The 18,094-nt window shown below is 38.4% G+C and carries 17 protein-coding genes; 7 read left to right on the plus strand and 10 right to left on the minus strand.

Translation table 11 applies throughout. From position 1 onward, the window contains the following. Nucleotides 1-14: 14 nt before the first annotated feature. The 5 genes from KO521_RS00515 to mazG are packed head-to-tail and all read right to left on the minus strand — an operon-like array spanning nt 15 to nt 4,661. Complete coding sequence (locus tag KO521_RS00515; protein WP_215937969.1) at nt 15-1,670, minus strand: ArnT family glycosyltransferase; 1,656 nt, start codon at nt 1,668-1,670, stop codon at nt 15-17. After that, the gene (locus KO521_RS00520; protein WP_215937970.1) at nt 1,654-2,235 is read right to left on the minus strand and encodes a phosphatase PAP2 family protein; all 582 of its coding nucleotides are present in this window, start codon (nt 2,233-2,235) and stop codon (nt 1,654-1,656) included. Before KO521_RS00520 ends, KO521_RS00515 begins: the two co-directional genes overlap by 17 nt. 8 nt (nt 2,236-2,243) lie before the next feature. Further along, nucleotides 2,244-2,471: a hypothetical protein gene (locus tag KO521_RS00525; protein WP_215937971.1), complete on the minus strand. Its 228-nt coding sequence runs from the start codon at nt 2,469-2,471 to the stop codon at nt 2,244-2,246. Nucleotide 2,472: 1 nt separating this feature from the next. Continuing rightward, the gene (locus KO521_RS00530; RefSeq protein ID WP_215937972.1) at nt 2,473-3,843 is read right to left on the minus strand and encodes an MATE family efflux transporter; all 1,371 of its coding nucleotides are present in this window, start codon (nt 3,841-3,843) and stop codon (nt 2,473-2,475) included. Nucleotides 3,844-3,881: 38 nt separating this feature from the next. Next, complete coding sequence (gene mazG, locus KO521_RS00535; protein ID WP_215937973.1) at nt 3,882-4,661, minus strand: nucleoside triphosphate pyrophosphohydrolase; 780 nt, start codon at nt 4,659-4,661, stop codon at nt 3,882-3,884. A 99-nt stretch (nt 4,662-4,760) separates the two neighbouring features. On the opposite strand from mazG, the gene KO521_RS00540 reads away from it, so the two are divergent. Both KO521_RS00540 and KO521_RS00545 read left to right on the plus strand, forming a co-directional pair. Continuing rightward, nucleotides 4,761-5,600 carry a sugar phosphate isomerase/epimerase family protein gene (locus KO521_RS00540; RefSeq protein WP_215937974.1) on the plus strand — a complete coding sequence of 280 codons (840 nt, stop codon included), beginning with the start codon at nt 4,761-4,763 and terminating at the stop codon, nt 5,598-5,600. Nucleotides 5,601-5,602: 2 nt separating this feature from the next. Beyond that, nucleotides 5,603-6,517 carry an SMP-30/gluconolactonase/LRE family protein gene (locus tag KO521_RS00545; protein ID WP_215937975.1) on the plus strand — a complete coding sequence of 305 codons (915 nt, stop codon included), beginning with the start codon at nt 5,603-5,605 and terminating at the stop codon, nt 6,515-6,517. 83 nt (nt 6,518-6,600) lie between these two features. Here the strand turns inward: KO521_RS00545 and KO521_RS00550 are convergent, their stop codons facing one another. From KO521_RS00550 to KO521_RS00565, 4 genes are all read right to left on the minus strand, one after another. Next, nucleotides 6,601-8,028, minus strand: a complete 1,428-nt coding sequence (locus KO521_RS00550; protein WP_215937976.1) for a TolC family protein — start codon at nt 8,026-8,028, stop codon at nt 6,601-6,603. Nucleotides 8,029-8,031: 3 nt separating this feature from the next. Continuing rightward, nucleotides 8,032-11,280 (minus strand): efflux RND transporter permease subunit, encoded by a 3,249-nt coding sequence (locus KO521_RS00555; protein WP_215937977.1) that lies wholly within the window; start codon nt 11,278-11,280, stop codon nt 8,032-8,034. Nucleotides 11,281-11,304: 24 nt separating this feature from the next. After that, the gene (locus KO521_RS00560; protein WP_215937978.1) at nt 11,305-12,387 is read right to left on the minus strand and encodes an efflux RND transporter periplasmic adaptor subunit; all 1,083 of its coding nucleotides are present in this window, start codon (nt 12,385-12,387) and stop codon (nt 11,305-11,307) included. A gap of 143 nt (nt 12,388-12,530) precedes the next feature. Then, nucleotides 12,531-12,965 carry a hypothetical protein gene (locus KO521_RS00565; RefSeq protein ID WP_215937979.1) on the minus strand — a complete coding sequence of 145 codons (435 nt, stop codon included), beginning with the start codon at nt 12,963-12,965 and terminating at the stop codon, nt 12,531-12,533. A 197-nt stretch (nt 12,966-13,162) separates the two neighbouring features. On the opposite strand from KO521_RS00565, the gene KO521_RS00570 reads away from it, so the two are divergent. The 5 genes from KO521_RS00570 (at nt 13,163) to KO521_RS00590 (ending at nt 17,659) form a co-directional block, all read left to right on the plus strand. Then, complete coding sequence (locus KO521_RS00570; RefSeq protein WP_215937980.1) at nt 13,163-13,615, plus strand: DUF1569 domain-containing protein; 453 nt, start codon at nt 13,163-13,165, stop codon at nt 13,613-13,615. A gap of 134 nt (nt 13,616-13,749) precedes the next feature. Continuing rightward, the gene (locus KO521_RS00575; protein WP_215937981.1) at nt 13,750-14,475 is read left to right on the plus strand and encodes an MIP/aquaporin family protein; all 726 of its coding nucleotides are present in this window, start codon (nt 13,750-13,752) and stop codon (nt 14,473-14,475) included. Between the two features lie 18 nt (nt 14,476-14,493). After that, nucleotides 14,494-15,369, plus strand: coding sequence for an alpha/beta hydrolase (locus KO521_RS00580; RefSeq protein WP_215937982.1), 876 nt, complete (start codon nt 14,494-14,496; stop codon nt 15,367-15,369). Then, entirely contained in the window at nt 15,370-16,008 is a 639-nt protein-coding gene (locus tag KO521_RS00585; RefSeq protein WP_215937983.1) for a GDSL-type esterase/lipase family protein, read from the plus strand. A gap of 34 nt (nt 16,009-16,042) precedes the next feature. Continuing rightward, on the plus strand, nt 16,043-17,659 hold the full coding sequence (locus tag KO521_RS00590; RefSeq protein ID WP_215937984.1) for a family 20 glycosylhydrolase: 1,617 nt from the start codon (nt 16,043-16,045) through the stop codon (nt 17,657-17,659). Nucleotides 17,660-17,703: 44 nt separating this feature from the next. Here the strand turns inward: KO521_RS00590 and KO521_RS00595 are convergent, their stop codons facing one another. Next, nucleotides 17,704-18,090: a response regulator gene (locus tag KO521_RS00595; protein ID WP_215937985.1), complete on the minus strand. Its 387-nt coding sequence runs from the start codon at nt 18,088-18,090 to the stop codon at nt 17,704-17,706. Nucleotides 18,091-18,094 lie beyond the last annotated feature (4 nt).

Raw genomic sequence — 18,094 nt, forward strand, 5'->3', positions numbered from 1 at the left:
ATCTATTCCCTATATCAACGAAGGTGGATTAAATGCATTTTTTTTAATGTCCGTTTTCGTGTAGACGGGTTCAAAAAGTCCTTGCTCAGCATGGAAACCTGATAGTCATTTACCGTAAACTGCTGGTCCCAATCAAGTCCGGCATCTTGCACTCTTTTTAAATCTATGTCATTAGCATATAGCCATACGTTCCTTCTTTTTTCCATAGTTTTTAAGGAAGTGTGTTGAACAGGGTAGCGATTATAAAAATCCAATGCCCATGTATTAAAGTCTGATACACGATATATCTTATCCACAGGTATATTCTCATCAGAAACTACCTCAGCCATACTAGATCCAGCTTGGTAGCTAAGAAGTTCAGGATAAAAATGCAGGTTTAAAACTGAATTTAAAAGTAAAGAACTATAGACGGATAAGGTTATTATCCGTAAAAAACGAGCTTCTCTTTTTAAGCAGAAATAAATGATAACGATTAATAAGACCGTTAATAAAACAGACGCTATAAGACTCTCAAATTTAAAGACATAAAAGCATATAAATAGTGTAGCCGTAAAGACTATACTAAGCACAAAATACTGAGATCCTAAAAGTATTTTTAGCATCTTCTCTTTATCAAACCTAATTAAATCACTTATATAAGATGCTGTAAGTACCGCAAACAAGGGGATAATGATATTTAAATAATGTGGTAGCTTAAATTGTGAAGAGCTTGCTACAGTAAAAAAGACAATTATAGTTCCCAAAGTTAAAAACTCAAACTTAGGATTATAGCTAAATTTTAATTTGAAAAATAGTCTAACACGAGAGCCAAAAGCAAATAAACCCGGAATTGTCCAAGGAATAAAGACCCACAAAAAGGTATGAAAAAAGAAAAAATAGTCTTTTGAAGTTTGTCCCATGGTACCTCCGGTACGTTCCAAACTTTGTTCCCAAAAGATAAACAGAATACCGCTGCGATTGGATGCTCCGCGAATAACCTTCTCAGGATGTAGATCAAACTGATGGTAATAAGCATATAACATAGGGGCTATGGCTATTCCAAAAAATACAAGGCCCACTAAAACCTTCCAACTAAGAATACTCTTCCACTTACGCGTATAGCTCAAATGACAGATTATGGCAACACCAATAACAAAGAGCGCAATCTGACCTTTAGTTGAAAATGCCAGACCGGCCGCCAAACCTCCAATAATTATGGAATTTAGCGTACGTTTTTCAATATAAGTCGCAAATTGCCAAATTGATAAAATAGTAAAAGCGGTAAGAACAGCATCTGTGCGAACATCAATAACAGATAGAACAATAGTCTGCGCAGTCATGAAAATAAGAGCAGCCAATTTACCGGTTTTGGTATTATAAAGTAACTTACCCAACCCATAACAACTGTAGGCCCCTAATATGGTTGCCAAAATAGCAGGTATTCTATAGGCCCATTCAAATAAACCAAAAATCTTGAATGATAAAGCTGCTAACCAAAAGTGAAGATGAGGCTTATCCAAATATTGAGCCCCGCCCTTTATGAGGTTTACAAAGTCATTCTCTTGTACCATTCTCATTGCCATTACGGCAAACTGAGCGGAATCTGATTCAAAAAGAGTGACAAACATTCCAGCAATATAGACCAGAACAATTAGCACTAATAAAAAACCATATCTAAGGTTCGATATCATACAGATATTTCTCGATTGCAAATATATACAACTTAGAAAACAACCAACTAAAAAACAAGCCAATTAAGGCTCCCGTTAACACATCCAATGGAAAGTGAACTCCTAAGTAGATTCTGCTATACGCAACCAAAACTGCCCAGAATATCAATATAAATCCTATATAATTATATTTATGCCTTAGGACTAAAGTAAAGAAAAAAGCTACTGCAAAGCTATTTGCGGCATGTGCGGAAAAGTAACCGAATTTACCTCCACAAGAAGATTTGACCAACCTTACCAAACCATCCAAATCAGGGTCATGGCAAGGTCGTAAACGTTGTACGCCGTATTTAAAGAAATTACCCAACTGATCGGTAACTACAATTAACAAACAAACGGTAATCAAAAGAACTACGGTTTTCTTTAGACCATAGGTTTTGAAAGCCAAGAACAACAAGACTGCATATAATGGTATGGCACTAAATTTATCTGAAATGAACAACCAAAAAGCATCCCATTGCGATGTTCCCAAGTTGTTTAGAAAAAGGAAGAGTTCTTTATCGTGTTGAACAAGTTCTTGCCACATGATTTTTCTTATTCTTCGTATCTAGAAACTTCACGGTCATAAAACTCACCGGCCTGCTCTATTAGTCCTTCCGCTTCGGATTCTAACTCCTTTTCATCCTCAGTAGAAAAGTCCTCCAACCACTCTACCTCATCGTTTTCTAAGTTGATTATAAATCTAGGATATTCAGTATGTACAACGAAAATGGCCGTGGGATAATCAGTATTATCTCCTAACAAAAATTTTGGGAATTCCATCTTATGAATTTACTATTAGCTTTTTAGTCAAATAATTGAAGCGAATATACAACATAACCGCCGATGCACTAAGCCCTGTAAGCAAACCTATCCATATGCCTGTGCTTTTTAGTTCTGTATGTAAACCTAAATAGTAGCTAACGGGAAAGCCTATGGCCCAGTACGCTATAAAGGTAATCAATGTTGGTATTTTTACATCTTGTAACCCACGTAGCGCGCCTAAAACTACCACTTGAACACCATCCGATATTTGAAAAAACGCGGCAACCAATAAGAGCTGAGCGGCTAAGGCTATAACCTCCGTATTATCTGCTACGTTCATGACATCGTCCAAATCCAAATATATGGTTGGGAACCAATATCTGCCTATCAAAAATAAGGCGGCAAAAAACACCTCCAGCAATAAGGTGAGTAAGAATATAGACAATCCAACGCGTCTTAAGTCCACAAAATTGCGCAATCCCTTTTGGTTTCCTACGCGAATCATGGCAGCAATACCTAGACCCATTCCGAACATAAAGGTCATACTACTTAAGTTCAGAGCAATCTGGTTGGCTGCTTGAGCATTTTTTCCCAAGACACCACTAAGCCAGATAGCAGCAGTAAATATGGCTACTTCAAAAAACATTTGCAATGCAGAAGGGAAGCCGAGATTTATAATTTTATTGATTACCTTTTTCTCAATATGTTTCCAATTAAACCCTGTAACATAATTGTGAAACTTTTTTTTGCTCTTTAGGAGATACCAGATATACACAACCATTAGGACACGAGAAACCAGTGTGCCAATAGCAGCACCAACTATACCCATCTTTGGAAAACCAAAAGAACCGAAAATTAATAAATAGTTGATAATTATATTTACCACATTTGCCATAATGGTAGCATACATGGGGTATTTGGTTTGTGACAAGCCTTCTGAAAATTGTTTGAATGCCTGAAAAATAACCAAAGGCACCAATGAGAAGGCTACTAAATCCAAATATGGCAATGCTAAAGTAACAACCTCTTCGGACTGCCGCATTGAATACATTAATGGTTTTGCAAGTAATATAATTCCGAACAAGATCAGACTCAGAACCGTACATAAAACCAGTCCATGTTTTAGCGCACTCTTAGCATCCCCTTTGTTTCCGGCCCCATCTGCCTCTGCTACCAAGGGAGTTATGGCTGTAGAAAAGCCAATGCCCAATGACATAGCTATAAATACAAAACTATTGCCCAAAGACACTGCAGCCAGTTCCGCCGTACCCAATTGGCCTACCATAATATTATCCGCCAGTTGCACGAAAGTGTGGCCCAACATACCTAATATTACGGGTACGGAAAGCTTTATGTTATATCTAAATTCTTTAGTGTATTGCTGAAACAAAACTGATTTATTTGATAAAGTTTAAGTTAAAACGGAGTTTATTTTTCTGCTAATTTGGCTTCGTCCCAAAAGACATCCATTTCCGCAAGGGTCATTTCTTTAAGTTCTTTTCCTAGTTCTTTAGCTTTGGCTTCCAAATATTGAAAACGTCCTATGAACTTCTTATTGGTTCGCTCCAAAGCATTTTCTGGACTGATATTCAAAAAACGTGCATAATTGACCATAGAGAACATAACATCTCCAAATTCAGACTCCATTTTATCTTGGTCGTTTACTTTTACTTCTTCCTGAAACTCTGCCAGCTCTTCTTGTACTTTCTCCCAAACCTGTTCCGGCTTTTCCCAATCAAAACCTACTCCTGCTACTTTTTCTTGAACACGACTAGCTTTTACCAAAGCAGGCAGACCTCTGGGTACACCTTCCAATACACTTTTCTTTCCTTCTTTAAGTTTGATGTTTTCCCAATTACGTTTCACATCTTCTTCACTGGTCACCTTTACATCACCATAAATATGTGGATGGCGGTTGATCAGTTTGTCGCAAATTTCATTACAGACATCCGCAATATCAAAATCATTAGTTTCACTACCTATTTTTGAGTAAAAAACAATATGAAGTAAAACATCCCCCAACTCTTTCTTTACTTCCTCCAAATCATCATCAAGAATAGCATCACCAAGTTCGTAAGTCTCTTCGATAGTAAGATGACGCAGAGTTTTCATAGTCTGTTTTTTATCCCACGGGCACTGCTCTCGCAATTCATCCATAATGGTCAACAAACGATCAAAGGCCTCTAGTTTTTGCTGTCTTGTATTCATACCCTAAAATTTGCGTAAAAGTACAAAGACCCACTCTTTAACGTGTGGAAAATTTAGAGTATTTTAGAAGTCCTTACCAAGACTTAACTATACTAAGATATGATTCATTCAAACAGAAGAAATTTTTTAAAACAATCAGGTTTAGCCGCTGCCGGAAGCCTTTTATTGCCTACCATGGGTTTTGCCTTTTCGCCAAGTGAAAAATATGGAGTACAGCTCTATACCTTTCGTGATGAAATGGCCAAGGATGCCATAGGTACACTAGAGCAAATTGCTTCCATCGGTATTAAAAAAATAGAATCTGCGCGAAGCAAAGAAGGGCTCTATTACGGCCTTTCACCAAAAGAAATGAAAGAAACTTGCGACAGCTTAGATATGAAACTTTGCAGTGGCCATGTGGCTTTGGACAAAAATTTTGATGATACCATGCGCCAAGCCGTTGAATCCGGTCAAGAGTATGTTATTTGCTCTTCCCTGCCTAGTAAAGGTCAGAATATTGAGAATTACAAAAAAGTTGCAGATGCTTTTAACGAAGCTGGAAAAGCTTGTAAAAAGTTAGGGTTGAAATTCGGTTATCACAACCACGAATACGAATTTGAATCTGATAAAGACGAAGTACTTTATGATGTTCTGATGGATAATACAGACCCAGAACTAGTTCATATGGAATTGGATTTAGGTTGGGTGATCGTTGCAGAAAAAGACCCGTTACATTATTTTAAAAAATATCCTAATCGTTTCCCGCTGTGGCATTTGAAAGATATGAATATGCAGGAAAAGGTAAGTACGGAATTTGGTAAGGGCGGACTTGATATTGTCATGATGATGGAGAACAAATCAGTATCAGGCGTAAAACATATTTTTATAGAGCAAGAAGAATATGCCAGTACACCTATGGAAAGTATGAAAGAGAACATGTTATTTTTAAAAGCATTATAAACATGAGAAATAATAGTATACCCTACCTCCTATCTACTTTGGTTTTATTAGGGCTTTGCTCTTGTAAAGCACAACAAAAGAAGGCAGAAGAGATTATTGCTGAGGATGCAGAACTGACCTTAGTTTCTGAAGAATATAAATTTACCGAAGGACCTGCCGTTGATGCAAACGGAGATATTTATTTCACGGACCAGCCCAATGATAGAATTGTAAAATGGGATGCTGCTAGCAATACCGTTACGGACTATATGAAACCTTCAGGTCGTGCAAACGGACTCTATTTTGACCATGACGGCAACCTTTTGGCGGCGGCCGATGAAAAAAATGAACTATGGAGCATTTCTCCCGATAAAAAAGTAACCGTACTTATTGATGATTACGAAGAAAAAAAGTTAAATGGCCCAAATGACATTTGGGTTGATTTAGTGGGAGGGATTTATTTTACCGACCCGTTTTACAAAAGGTCTTGGTGGAAACATACGGAACCGGAACAAACCGCCAGAAGGGTATATTACCTTTCAAAAGGAAGCTCAACGCCAAAAATTGTAGCCGATGATAATTTTGAACAACCTAATGGTATTATAGGTTCTCCGGATGGAAAAACGCTATATGTTTCTGATAACGGAGCTAAAAAAACATATATGTATACCATCGATTCCAATGGTAATCTATCAAACAAAAAACTGTTTGCCGATATGGGTTCTGATGGTATGACCTTAGACAACCAAGGCAATGTGTATCTTACCGGAGACGGAGTTACCGTATTTAATTCCAAAGGTGAACAAATAGAACATATTGCGGTTCCCAAAAGTTGGACAGCCAATGTAACTTTTGGCGGACCTGACCAAAACATACTTTTTATTACAGCTATGGATTCTGTTTATACATTAGCCATGAACGTGCATGGTGTAAGATAAGTTTCAAGATTTTAAAATATAAAAAAGCCATTTCACAAATTTGTGAAATGGCTTTTTCGGTTACACCATTTGTATTCCTAAAATTAGTTCCAGCCTCCGCCTAAAGCTCGATATACGTTAACTACCGCACTCATTTGCTTTTGCTTGGTTTCTATAAGCTCTACTTTCGCCTCTAATGCGTCACGTTGTGTAAGCAAAACTTCCATATAATCTGCTCTGGCAGACCTAAAAAGTCGGTTTGAAATATCTATTGATGCTGTCAAGGCATCAACCTCTTTGGACCTTAGATCATAGCTCTTTTCGAAATTATCTATTTTCGCCAATTGATTTACTACCTCTACATACGCATTCAAAATGGTCTGTTCATAAGTATAGACCGCTTGCAGCTGCTTAGCACTGGCACCGGTATATGCCGCTTTAATTGCATTTCTATTGATGAGAGGTGCCGTTAATTCACCAAACACGGAATAGATAAGGGATTCGGGGGTATCCAACAAATACTCCGACTTGAAAGATTGGAAACCGATTCCTGCCGATAGCCCCAAAGACGGGTAAAATCTAGCCTTGGCCACCTTTACATCTAGCTTTGCCGCCAATAAATCAAGTTCTGCCTGTTTTACATCCGGACGGTTTGCCAGTAACTCAGAAGGCAGGCCTAAGTGCACTGTTTCCGGAACCAAGGTTTCAAATCCGTCATAATCCCTAGCTATAGGCTGGGGGTATCGCCCTAACAAGAAATTGATTTCATTTTCCTTTTGGACGATTTCCTGTTGAATCTCGAACTGTAAACTCTTGGTGTGAAAAACTTCTGCTTCAAACTTTTTAACAGCCAGTTCATTTACTTTTGCCGCTGCTTTTTGAATTTTTACAATTTTTAAAGCATTGCTCTGAATACCGATGTTCTGCTTCACTATAGCCATTTGATTGTCCAGAGCCAACAACTCATAATATGAATTTGCTATCTCGGAGATAAGATTGGTTACCATAAAGTTCCGTCCTTCTACCGAAGATAGGTAACGCATAACCGCAGCTTTTTTGGCATTCCTTAACTTATGCCAAACATCTATCTCCCAATTGGCCCGTGCTTCAAGCAAAAAATCGCCCAAAGGCTCTGGAAATTCCTCTCCAGGACGGATATCGGTATTGGCATCACTTGCCCCTTGACTAGTGTACCGGCCTACCTTTTCCAATCCGCTACTGGCTTGCAGGTCTACAAACGGAAGATATTCTCCCTTTTTCTCCTTTACCTCACTTTTTGCCACTGCTATTTCCTGCAGCACAATGTTGAGCTCCTGATTGTTTTGAAGCGCAATTTCAATAAGGGAACTAAGGTGTTCATCCTTAAAATATTCTCTCCATTTCACCGAAGCCGTATTGACACTATCATTTGCCGTACCCCCATACTGATCAGGTACAGCAGTATCCGCCTCACGAACGGTTTTAGTGGGTACACATGAGTGCAATGCAATAATCGCACAAAAGGATACCACAATTTTAGTATGTTTAATCATCTTTTAATTTTTTGGATTTTTCTTTCGCGATAGAATTTTTCTAAGCATTCTGCGTAACTGACTAACCTCTTCCTGAGAAACACTTTCCTCTTCAGAAGTTCTAATGAAACCTTCCGAAATAGGTTCCGTATTTTCACCTTTGATAAGAGAACGACCATCGGCCATTTTTGCAAAGACGTAATACAGGCCAGGAATTATCAAAACTCCCAATAACGTGCCCAACAACATACCTCCCATGGCAGAACCACCTATGGTTTGGTTTCCTATGGCGCCGGCACCACTTGCTACAATTAAAGGAATTAACCCAGCTACAAAGGCGAATGAAGTCATTAAAATAGGCCTGAAACGCATTTTTGCCCCTTCTATAGCCGCATCAAGAATCGTAGCTCCTTCGTTCCTCTTTTGAACCGCAAACTCCACGATTAACACGGCATTTTTACCCAGTAAGCCCACCAACATAATCAATCCGATCTGCGCATATACATCATTGGCAAGTCCCATAGCCTTTAGGAGCAGGAATGACCCAAATATACCAACGGGAAGAGATAGAATCACGGCCAATGGCAATAGAAAGCTTTCATATTGAGCAGCTAAGACCAAGTAAACAAAAATCAGTACTACGATAAATATGTAAACGGAATCATTTCCTCTGCCCGCTTCATCATAGGAGAGACCTTCCCAAGCAATATCAAAACCATTGGGTAGACTTTCTTCCGCTACTTCACGAATTGCTGTAATGGCATCTCCACTGGTATATCCCGGTGCCGGCAAACCTCTAATTGCAGCCGAATTATACAGATTGTAGCGTGTAATCTCATTAGGCCCCAAACGTTTTTCGAGCTTCATAAAAGACGAATAGGATACCATTTCTCCTTTTTCATTCTTAACAAAAAGCTGTTCAAGGTCAGACGGCATACGCCTATATTCCGGTGCCGCTTGCGTATACACCTTAAAGAAACGCCCATATTTTATGAAACCCTGTTCATAGGTACTACCGATTAAAATATTTAGGTTTTCCATAGCTTTGCCAATGGACACCCCTTTTTGCATGGCCGCCTTATTATCTACCACAAGTTCATACTGAGGGTAATTGGCAGCAAAAAAAGTAAAAAGTCCTGTAAGCTCTTCCCTTTTGCTAAGCGCATCAATAAATTCATTGTTTATTCGCTCAAATTCATGATAATCGGTATTATCCGTTTTATCCAAAAGACGCATAGAAAAACCTCCTGAAGAACCAAAACCAGGTACTGCTGGCGGTTCAAAAAACTCAATTACAGCCCCAAGGTCCTTGCTTTCCTCTTCAAGCTCTTCCATTACCTCGTGTACGGATTCATGACGTTGTGACCAAGGTTTTAGATTGATTAGACAGGTTCCTGCATTGGAACCTCGACCTTCGGTCATAATTTCGTAACCGGCTAATGACGATACCGATTCCACTGCATCCATTTCTTCACATAACGCCTGTAATTTATGGGCTACCTCATTGGTACGCTCCAATGTAGCACCTGGTGGCGTCTGAATAATGGCATATATTGTTCCCTGATCTTCATTGGGAATAAAACCGGCCGGCAAAGTTTCATTTGTTATGAATATACCTACGCAAAAGGCTATTAACAAACCAAAGGTAACCACACGCCGATTGACGATATATTTCAACACATTTATATATCTACCGGTGAGTTTTTCAAAACCTCTATTGAACCAATCTATAAACTTGTCAACAAGTGATTTCTTTCTTTTTTCACCGTGATTATTTTTCAATATCATGGCACATAATACCGGTGTAAGCGTAAGTGCTACAACAGCCGAAATAATAATGGAACCCGCCATGGTAATACTAAACTGGCGATAAAACACCCCAACAGGACCGGTCATAAAAGAGATAGGCACAAATACAGAAACCATTACCATGGTAATAGCTATAATAGCTCCCCCAATTTCGCCAATCACCTGTTTGACCGCTTCATACGGCTTTAGATGTTCTTCCTCCATCTTGGCATGGACCGCCTCCACAACAACAATGGCATCATCCACTACAATACCAATCGCCAAAACCAGGGCAAAGAGAGTTATTAAGTTAATGGACAGTCCAAAGAGCTGCATTACAAAAAATGCCCCTATCAAAGATACAGGTACGGCAATTATAGGAATAAGAGTAGAACGCCAGTCTCCTAAGAAAAGAAACACAACGATTGCCACCAAAATAAAGGCATCACGCAACGTATGAACAACCTGTTCTATAGAAGCATCTAAAAAGTTGGATACATCATAACTAATTTGGTAATCAATGCCAGGAGGCAAGTTTTCTTTGAGTTCCCTTAATTTATCTTTTACGGAATCAATAACATCACTGGCGTTACTCCCAAAAGTCTGCTTAAGAACTATAGATGCCGATGGCTTTCCATCTAAATTGGAGTATATGTCAAAAAATTCGCTTCCTAATTCTACTTCTGCAATATCGCTTAAAGTGAGTATCTCCCCGTCTTCATTGGACTTTATAATTATATCCTTGTACTGATCGGCCTCGTTATACCGGCCCTCATAGGTAAGAACATATTCCAACGCCTGGGATTTTTTTCCCGAACTACGTCCTAAACGCCCCGGCCTAGCAATTACGCTTTGCTCATCCATGGCTTCAAGAACTTCCTCTGCGGAAATATTATAGGCGCGCATACGATCCGGTTTCAACCAAACCCGCATGGCATACTTTCTACTTCCCAGTATTTTAGCACTGGCAACACCGGTTATACGTTGAAGCTCCGGTACTATTTTTGTATAAGCATAGTTGTACAAAAACTTTTCATCGTTCTTTTTAGAGGAACTAAAAAGGTTGACATACATTAACATACTAGGTTGCACCGGGGTAATAATTACTCCTTCTCTCTGTACCAATGGAGGCAGAAGAGGCATCACCTGATCAACCCTGGTTTTTACCCTGACTACCGCTTCATTTGGATCGGTTCCTGGTTCAAAGATGATACGGAGAGTTCCCTCCCCCGCACTGGTGGCATCGGAAGCAATATAGCGCATATCCTGTACGCCGTTAATTGCCGTTTCAATTGGAATTAAAGTGGATTTCACCAGTACATCTGCACTTGCTCCTGGGTATGCTATAAAAATATTAACTGTGGTAGGAGCAATTTGCGGAAACTGTGATATAGGTAATTGTTTAATGGACAAGAGCCCCACAAAAACAATAATTACCGAAATTACAATAGCCAGAACTGGCCGTTTTATAAATTTACTGAACATATTTTTGGTATTTAAGGTTGGGGATTACTCTGCATAGAGATCAAGAAGAGCCAATTGTTTTTTGGGCGCCATGAAATCCGGCTCTATGTGACTACCTTCCTTTACCAATCTGATACCTTCAAGTAAAACTTTATCGTTTTTAGATAATCCTTCTTGTACAACAAACAAGTGCGGTAATTCCGAGCTAACGGTCACTTCTTTTCTATGGACTATATTACTCTCGTCCACCACAAAAACAAATTTCTTATCAAGAACTTCAAACGTAGCTTTTTGTGGAATAATCATAACATCCTTTAGCGGTAATTTCATTAATATACTACCTGTTTCCCCGTGACGCAAAAGTCCTTTTGGATTAGGGAAGGTGGCTCTAAAGGCTATATTCCCAGTCTCATTATTGAACTCGCCCTCAATGGTTTCCACTATTCCTTCTTGGTCAAACTTTTGATTGTTGGCCATCAGCAGCTCTACACCTATTTTATCTTCAGAATTACCATTAAGTGCATAGTTTAAATACTCCGCTTCGGAAACATTAAAATAGACCCACATTTTGCTATTATCCGATAGAGAAGTTAGAAGTTCTCCTTCATCCAAAAGACTACCCTCCCTTACCAGAAGGTGATCGATTATCCCATCAAAGGGTGCCCTGATATCCGTAAAACCCAAATGTGTTTGGGCCATGGCCACCTCTGCTTTTGCTTTTTCATATTTGGCCTTGCTCATGGCAAGCTCATTGGGGGAAACTACGTCGCTATCCGCCAGTAGCTGCGTATTCTTATATTCAATTTTAGCCACCTCTGCTTCGGCATCAGCTCTTTGCAGCTCTGACTTATAGACTTTGTCCATAATTTTAAACATAGGTTGGTCCTTTTTAACGTGTTGGCCTTCATCTACAAAAATGGTTTGTAAATACCCTTTTTCCAGGGCTCTAAGTTCTATATTCCTGTATGAATGTATTTGGCAAACGTAATTTTTGGTTATGACCGTATCCATCAATATAGGATTGGTAACCAGATACTTTGCCTCTTTTTCCTTGTGTTTCTTTTCTGATTGACAACTTGAGTGAAACAATAGCGCAGACAAGCTTATGAGCATAAAAATTCTTCTCATTACTTAATATTTTAGTTTTGATAATGGTTTATGTTGATGCTTTAAAACATCATTGAAGTGTTTTTTCTAATGCCGTATATTCCGCTCGGCACTAAAAAAAGAAAAGTCCGACATAATGGAATTTGCCGAACTGAATTTAAGAATCACAGCTGTAGAACGCTGAACATAAGGTGAAGTGTCTTATACGTAGACAGATAAGTAAAATGTTGATAAAAGGAAAACTGATTCTTGATCAGGTGATAGAAATACCCTGATTGGTAAAATGTGGAAAGTAAGTTTAGTGAGGTATACTCCTTTAACTGTTTTTCAGAAAGCGTAGATTCGCTTTCCTCTTCTTCCTCTTCCTCTTGCTCATCCGTAATTTCAATTTTACTGTTGTGCTGTTTTTCAGACGAAGACGACTTTAATCCAGACGGAATGTACTGCTCCGGAATAACTGTTGTAGTATTGCCTTCGGTTTGATGCCCTAAAGTTATAGATGTGAAATTACCATAAACTGTATTAGCGGCTGCTTCGCTACAAACACCTAAAAGCAGAATACTTAGAGATAAAAAATATTTTAAGCATCTTTTTTTCATCTGGTAGCAAAACTAATTCAGACTCTTAATTTGCCCACACTATATCATCTTAAATCTTTGTTAATGCCTTCATTTTTTTTCTGATCAACAGAATCTCCCTGAATATATATAACAAAAGAGAACCAAAAGGTTCGTTTTTTTAATATCTTTCCATCAGGTCTAAAAAGGCCAAAGCCATCCTAAAAACCATAGGTAGTATGAAAAATGTATTTGACCAAAATGATGTAAGCGAACTAATTTCTCGTATCAACAATCTAAATTCCAATAGCGCTAATTTATGGGGTAAGATGAATGTAGGCCAAATGATGGCACACTGCAATGTTGCGTATGACATGACTTATACGGACAAATACCCAAAACCTACAGGTTTCAAAAAATTTATGATTAAACTTTTGGCCAAGAATGCTGTTGTTGGACCTAAACCTTATAATAAAAATGGTCGTACCGCACCAGAATTTCTAATTACGGACCAACGAGATTTTGAATCTGAAAAGCAAAAACTTATCGCCCATTTAGAAAAAACGCAGCAGTTAGGCTCTGCACATTTTCAAAATAAAGAATCCCATGCCTTTGGACCTCTAACTACTCAAGAATGGAACGTGCTTTTTTATAAGCATTTAGATCATCATCTTCGTCAATTTAATGTTTGACCTACTTTTAATAGAAGTTTCTTTAAATCAAATTATTACACTCAATATCTGTACATTACATTGATTTCAGATGCTCTCAACGGACATGAAACTTTGTTTTTCACTATCTTTTCACCGACTAAAACAACTCAACTATGTTTATTTACCTATTTGAATTTATCGGAACCGCTTTGCTTATTCTTATTGGCAATGGCGTTGTTGCCAATCTAGTTTTGAAAGAAACGAAAGGTCCTGATACGGGCTGGACGGGAATTTCATTGGCATGGGGTATTGCCGTTTTTATAGGTGTTTACGTAAGTGCCGATGTTAGTTCTGCTCATTTAAACCCTGCCGTTACACTGGCCTTGGCTACAGCCGGAAAATTTAGTTGGGGATTAGTACCTGGCTATATGTTAGCTCAAATTTTAGGAGCTATGATGGGGAATTTTATGGTTTGGCTCTCCTATAAAAAACATTATGATGCCACGGAAGACCAAGGTGCTATATTAGCTACTTTTTGTACGGGACCTGCCATTCGTAGTCCGTTTTGGAACTTTGTTACCGAAGCTATCGGAACTTTTACTTTGGTGTTTGGGGTTTTCTTTATTGCCGGTGGTTCTTTTGGCGGAGAAGCAATTTCTCTTGGTTCTTTAGATGCCTTACCGGTAGCACTACTGGTAATGGGTATAGGTTTTGGTATTGGAGGCCCAACCGGTTACGCCATTAACCCTGCTCGTGATTTTGGTCCTAGATTATTACATTCTATATTACCCATAAAAGGAAAAGGCAACAGTGATTGGGGATACGCATGGATTCCTATTGTAGCTCCTTTGTTTGGGGCTTTTGTAGCCGCTTTGGCTTACCTTGCTCTTTCTATATAAAAATAAAAAGTTGGTCCTATGAAAAAAATCAGTCTTTTACTTTTGGCCTATATCCAGGTTGGAATTGCTCAAGAATTTATTGAAATACCCTATGAGGAAAGTGCTAATGTAACTTGGGCACATGAAGAAAAGCAGTATTTTTCAGAGGTATGGAAAACAGATGTGGTGACTAATGTTTCCGTTCCCACACTCCAAGTTTTTCAACCTAAAAACCCTAACGGTACCTCTGTGATTATCGCACCCGGCGGTGGTCTTTATGCCCTAAGTATAGTTAGTGAAGGCAGAAGTGTTGCCAAGTGGCTGTCAGAGAGAGGTATTACCGCCTTCGTATTAAAATATAGATTGGTGCCTACCGAAGAAGATGGCGTACAAGAAATTACCGAAGAAGGTGCTAAGAATCCTTCTCGTATAATCGAAAGAGTCGCTCCCGTTATGCCATTATCCATTGCAGATGGACTATCTGCCATCTCCTATGTTAGGGAAAATGCAGAAAAATATAAACTAGACCCCAATAAGATTGGCTTTATGGGCTTTTCAGCAGGAGGTGCGGTAACTATGGGCGTTGCCTATAATTATACAGAAAACAATCGCCCTAACTTTTTAGTTCCCGTATATGCATGGACCAGTGCTTACCCTGTTCAAGAAGCTCCAAAAAATCCTCCAAAAATGTTAGTAGTCTGTGCTACTGATGACCCGCTAGGACTTGCTCCGGGAAGCATTGAAATTTACAACTCATGGGTGAATGCCGGCAAACTTCCTGAATTACACATGTATGCGAAAGGCGGTCATGGATTTGGTATGATAAAACAAGGTTTGCCCTCAGATAATTGGATTCAGCGCTTTTACGATTGGTCCGTTGCGGAAGGAATCACATCAATAACAAAATCAGAATAAATGAGAATCTATATAATCATATTTTTATTAACCGGACTTATAGCTAATGCACAAAGTTCTTTTACCCAAGAGGTAGCAGCAATTACTCAAAAATACGATTCACTTTATGATGCTTCAAGAGAAAGTATAGTTTTTACGGGCAGTTCAAGCATACGCGTTTGGAATGATTTGCAGGAACGTTTTCCTGATCACCAAGTTATCAATTCAGGTTTTGGAGGCTCACAAGCGGTAGATTTGCTTCAATTCACTAACGACCTCATTCTAAATTACCAGCCTAAAAAGGTGTTTATTTATGAAGGCGATAATGACATTCAAAGTAAAAAAAGACCAAAAGAAATTATAAGTACTATATCTCAAATACGAGATTTAATTTTTGAAAACAATCCGCAGACAGAAATTGTATTCATTTCAGCAAAACCAAGTATTTCTCGTTGGAAGCTGAGAAGAAAATATAAGAGACTGAATCGGAAAATGGAAAAAATGACCCTAACGGACGGAAGATTGAAATATGTTGACGTTTGGAAACCTATGCTTGAAGGCAGAAAAGTAAAACAGGATATTTTTGTTTCAGACGGTCTACATATGAATTCAAAAGGGTACGAAATATGGTACACCGAATTGAAAAATCATGTAAATTAGGTATTCAAATTTCCCAACTCTAAATAATTACTAGATGAAATCTAACTTACTCAAAGCCTTATTTATTAGCTGCATTTTTGTAGCTCTATGTTCTTGCGAGCCCGAAAAAAAGAAACGTGTTTTAAATCTACCACAAACCGATTTGGCTATGGAAAATATGATTCCCATGCCTATGAAGGTCATCCCTACCAACTCAGGTTTTGCACTGGACAAATTTACGGCCATCTATACTTCTGAAAATGCCGATGGTTTTCCTGAAGTCGGCCAATTTCTATCAGAGAAAATTCACGCGAAAACATCATTGGATATTCCGGTGAATATTGAAGAGGTTTCAAATCGGGAAGGCATTATTTACATCAATCAATCTGACAGCTTAGAATTGAACGCTCCTGAAGCCTATCAACTTTACATTACCAAAGACACGATAATACTGAATTCCAATACAGCAGCAGGTGCTTTTAGAGGTGTGCAGACCATACGCCAGATTATTCCAGAAACACCCTTAGATACCATTGCCGAGTACAACGTCTGGAATATTCCTACCGGGAAAATTATAGATAATCCTATTTTTGAATACCGGGGAAGCATGTTAGATGTAGCACGGCATTTTTTTAGTGTAGAGGATGTGAAAAAATACATAGACCTTTTGGCCTACTATAAATATAACGTACTCCATTTACACCTCTCCGATGACCAAGGGTGGCGTATAGAAATAAAATCTTGGCCAAAACTTACTGAAGTTGGTGGTAGCACCGAAGTTGGAGGTAAATCCGGTGGTTTTTACACCCAGGATGAATATACGGATATTGTGAACTACGCTGCTGAGCGTCATATTACCATTGTACCGGAAATTGATATGCCTGGACACACCAATGCAGCTTCCGTTTCATATCCTTTTTTAAATGGAAATGGCAAAAAACTAAAATTATACACTGGCATGAGAGTTGGTTTTAGCACTTTTGACACCAGAAAAGATACCACCTACGCTTTTATTGATGATGTAGTTAGAGAAATATCTGCCATCACTCCCGGGCCCTATTTTCACATTGGTGGGGATGAAAGCCATGTAACCAAGAAAAAAGATTATATCTACTTTGTTGAGAAAGTTGAAAAAATAGTTCAAAAGTATGGTAAACGAATGATCGGTTGGGACGAGGTTGCTACCGCAGATATAGATTCTATTTCAATCTCTCAATTTTGGTCCAGTAAAGAAAATGCCGACTTAGCTCTAAAAAAGAATATGAAGATTATCATGTCTCCTGCTAAAAAAGCATATCTGGATATGGAATATGACAGTTTATCAAAACACGGTTTACATTGGGCAGCCTACATTCCTACCGATACAGCTTATAATTGGGCTCCGGAGAAGTATGAGGGAGTTCCAATAGAAAATATTTTAGGATTAGAGGCCCCTCTCTGGTCCGAAACTATTAGCAATATAGATGAGCTAGAATATTTGGCTTTTCCTCGCGCAATAGGTTATGCAGAGTTAAGTTGGTCCATTCCTGAAAATAGAGACTGGGAAAAATATAAAGTAAGATTAGCCAATCAGGCTCCGTTTCTGGATCGAATGAATGTAAAGTATTATCCGTCTCCATTAATAGATTGGGAGAAAAGTAAATTTACCTACAAGACTATAGATAAAGATTGATTTTTTACTCGGGTTACTTTTAAAAGTAACCCGAACGTATTTTTTCAACATTTAAGATTCTCTTCTTCTAATTTCAAAAGAAGTGAATGCAAATTATCAAAATTAATAGGCTTCTCTAAATAATCAAAAATATCTTCAAAAGTAGAGGCTTTTAGTCTATCCTCTGGTCTTCCTGATGATGTGGTTATGATTATAGGCACTCCTGAACACAAACCTAAACGGTTCTTAGCTTCCAAAAATTCCCATCCATCCAAAATAGGCATATTTATATCCAACAAAATTAAGTCCGGACATTCATTGCTTTTTAAATAGTCTATTCCCATTTGACCATTTGTTACTATAAAAATATCTTTAAAACCAAAATTGTTTAATTTGGTTTTAGAAATAAAATTAGTAACATCATCATCCTCAATAATCAGTATTTTAATCATTATC

Origin of the sequence: Zobellia uliginosa (assembly GCF_018860745.1) — a bacterium.
Classification (GTDB): Bacteria; Bacteroidota; Bacteroidia; order Flavobacteriales; family Flavobacteriaceae; genus Zobellia; species Zobellia uliginosa_B.

Bases quoted from the DNA above. Each gene is read 5' to 3' on its own strand.
- mazG (WP_215937973.1), bottom strand. From the start codon at position 4,661: ATGAATACAAGACAGCAAAAACTAGAGGCCTTTGATCGTTTGTTGACC.
- KO521_RS00575 (WP_215937981.1), top strand. From the start codon at position 13,750: ATGTTTATTTACCTATTTGAATTTATCGGAACCGCTTTGCTTATTCTT.
- KO521_RS00525 (WP_215937971.1), bottom strand. From the start codon at position 2,471: ATGGAATTCCCAAAATTTTTGTTAGGAGATAATACTGATTATCCCACG.
- KO521_RS00520 (WP_215937970.1), bottom strand. From the start codon at position 2,235: ATGTGGCAAGAACTTGTTCAACACGATAAAGAACTCTTCCTTTTTCTA.
- KO521_RS00555 (WP_215937977.1), bottom strand. From the start codon at position 11,280: ATGTTCAGTAAATTTATAAAACGGCCAGTTCTGGCTATTGTAATTTCG.
- KO521_RS00550 (WP_215937976.1), bottom strand. From the start codon at position 8,028: ATGATTAAACATACTAAAATTGTGGTATCCTTTTGTGCGATTATTGCA.
- KO521_RS00560 (WP_215937978.1), bottom strand. From the start codon at position 12,387: ATGAGAAGAATTTTTATGCTCATAAGCTTGTCTGCGCTATTGTTTCAC.
- KO521_RS00590 (WP_215937984.1), top strand. From the start codon at position 16,043: ATGAAATCTAACTTACTCAAAGCCTTATTTATTAGCTGCATTTTTGTA.
- KO521_RS00585 (WP_215937983.1), top strand. From the start codon at position 15,370: ATGAGAATCTATATAATCATATTTTTATTAACCGGACTTATAGCTAAT.
- KO521_RS00545 (WP_215937975.1), top strand. From the start codon at position 5,603: ATGAGAAATAATAGTATACCCTACCTCCTATCTACTTTGGTTTTATTA.
- KO521_RS00515 (WP_215937969.1), bottom strand. From the start codon at position 1,670: ATGATATCGAACCTTAGATATGGTTTTTTATTAGTGCTAATTGTTCTG.
- KO521_RS00580 (WP_215937982.1), top strand. From the start codon at position 14,494: ATGAAAAAAATCAGTCTTTTACTTTTGGCCTATATCCAGGTTGGAATT.
- KO521_RS00570 (WP_215937980.1), top strand. From the start codon at position 13,163: ATGAAAAATGTATTTGACCAAAATGATGTAAGCGAACTAATTTCTCGT.
- KO521_RS00565 (WP_215937979.1), bottom strand. From the start codon at position 12,965: ATGAAAAAAAGATGCTTAAAATATTTTTTATCTCTAAGTATTCTGCTT.
- KO521_RS00540 (WP_215937974.1), top strand. From the start codon at position 4,761: ATGATTCATTCAAACAGAAGAAATTTTTTAAAACAATCAGGTTTAGCC.
- KO521_RS00595 (WP_215937985.1), bottom strand. From the start codon at position 18,090: ATGATTAAAATACTGATTATTGAGGATGATGATGTTACTAATTTTATT.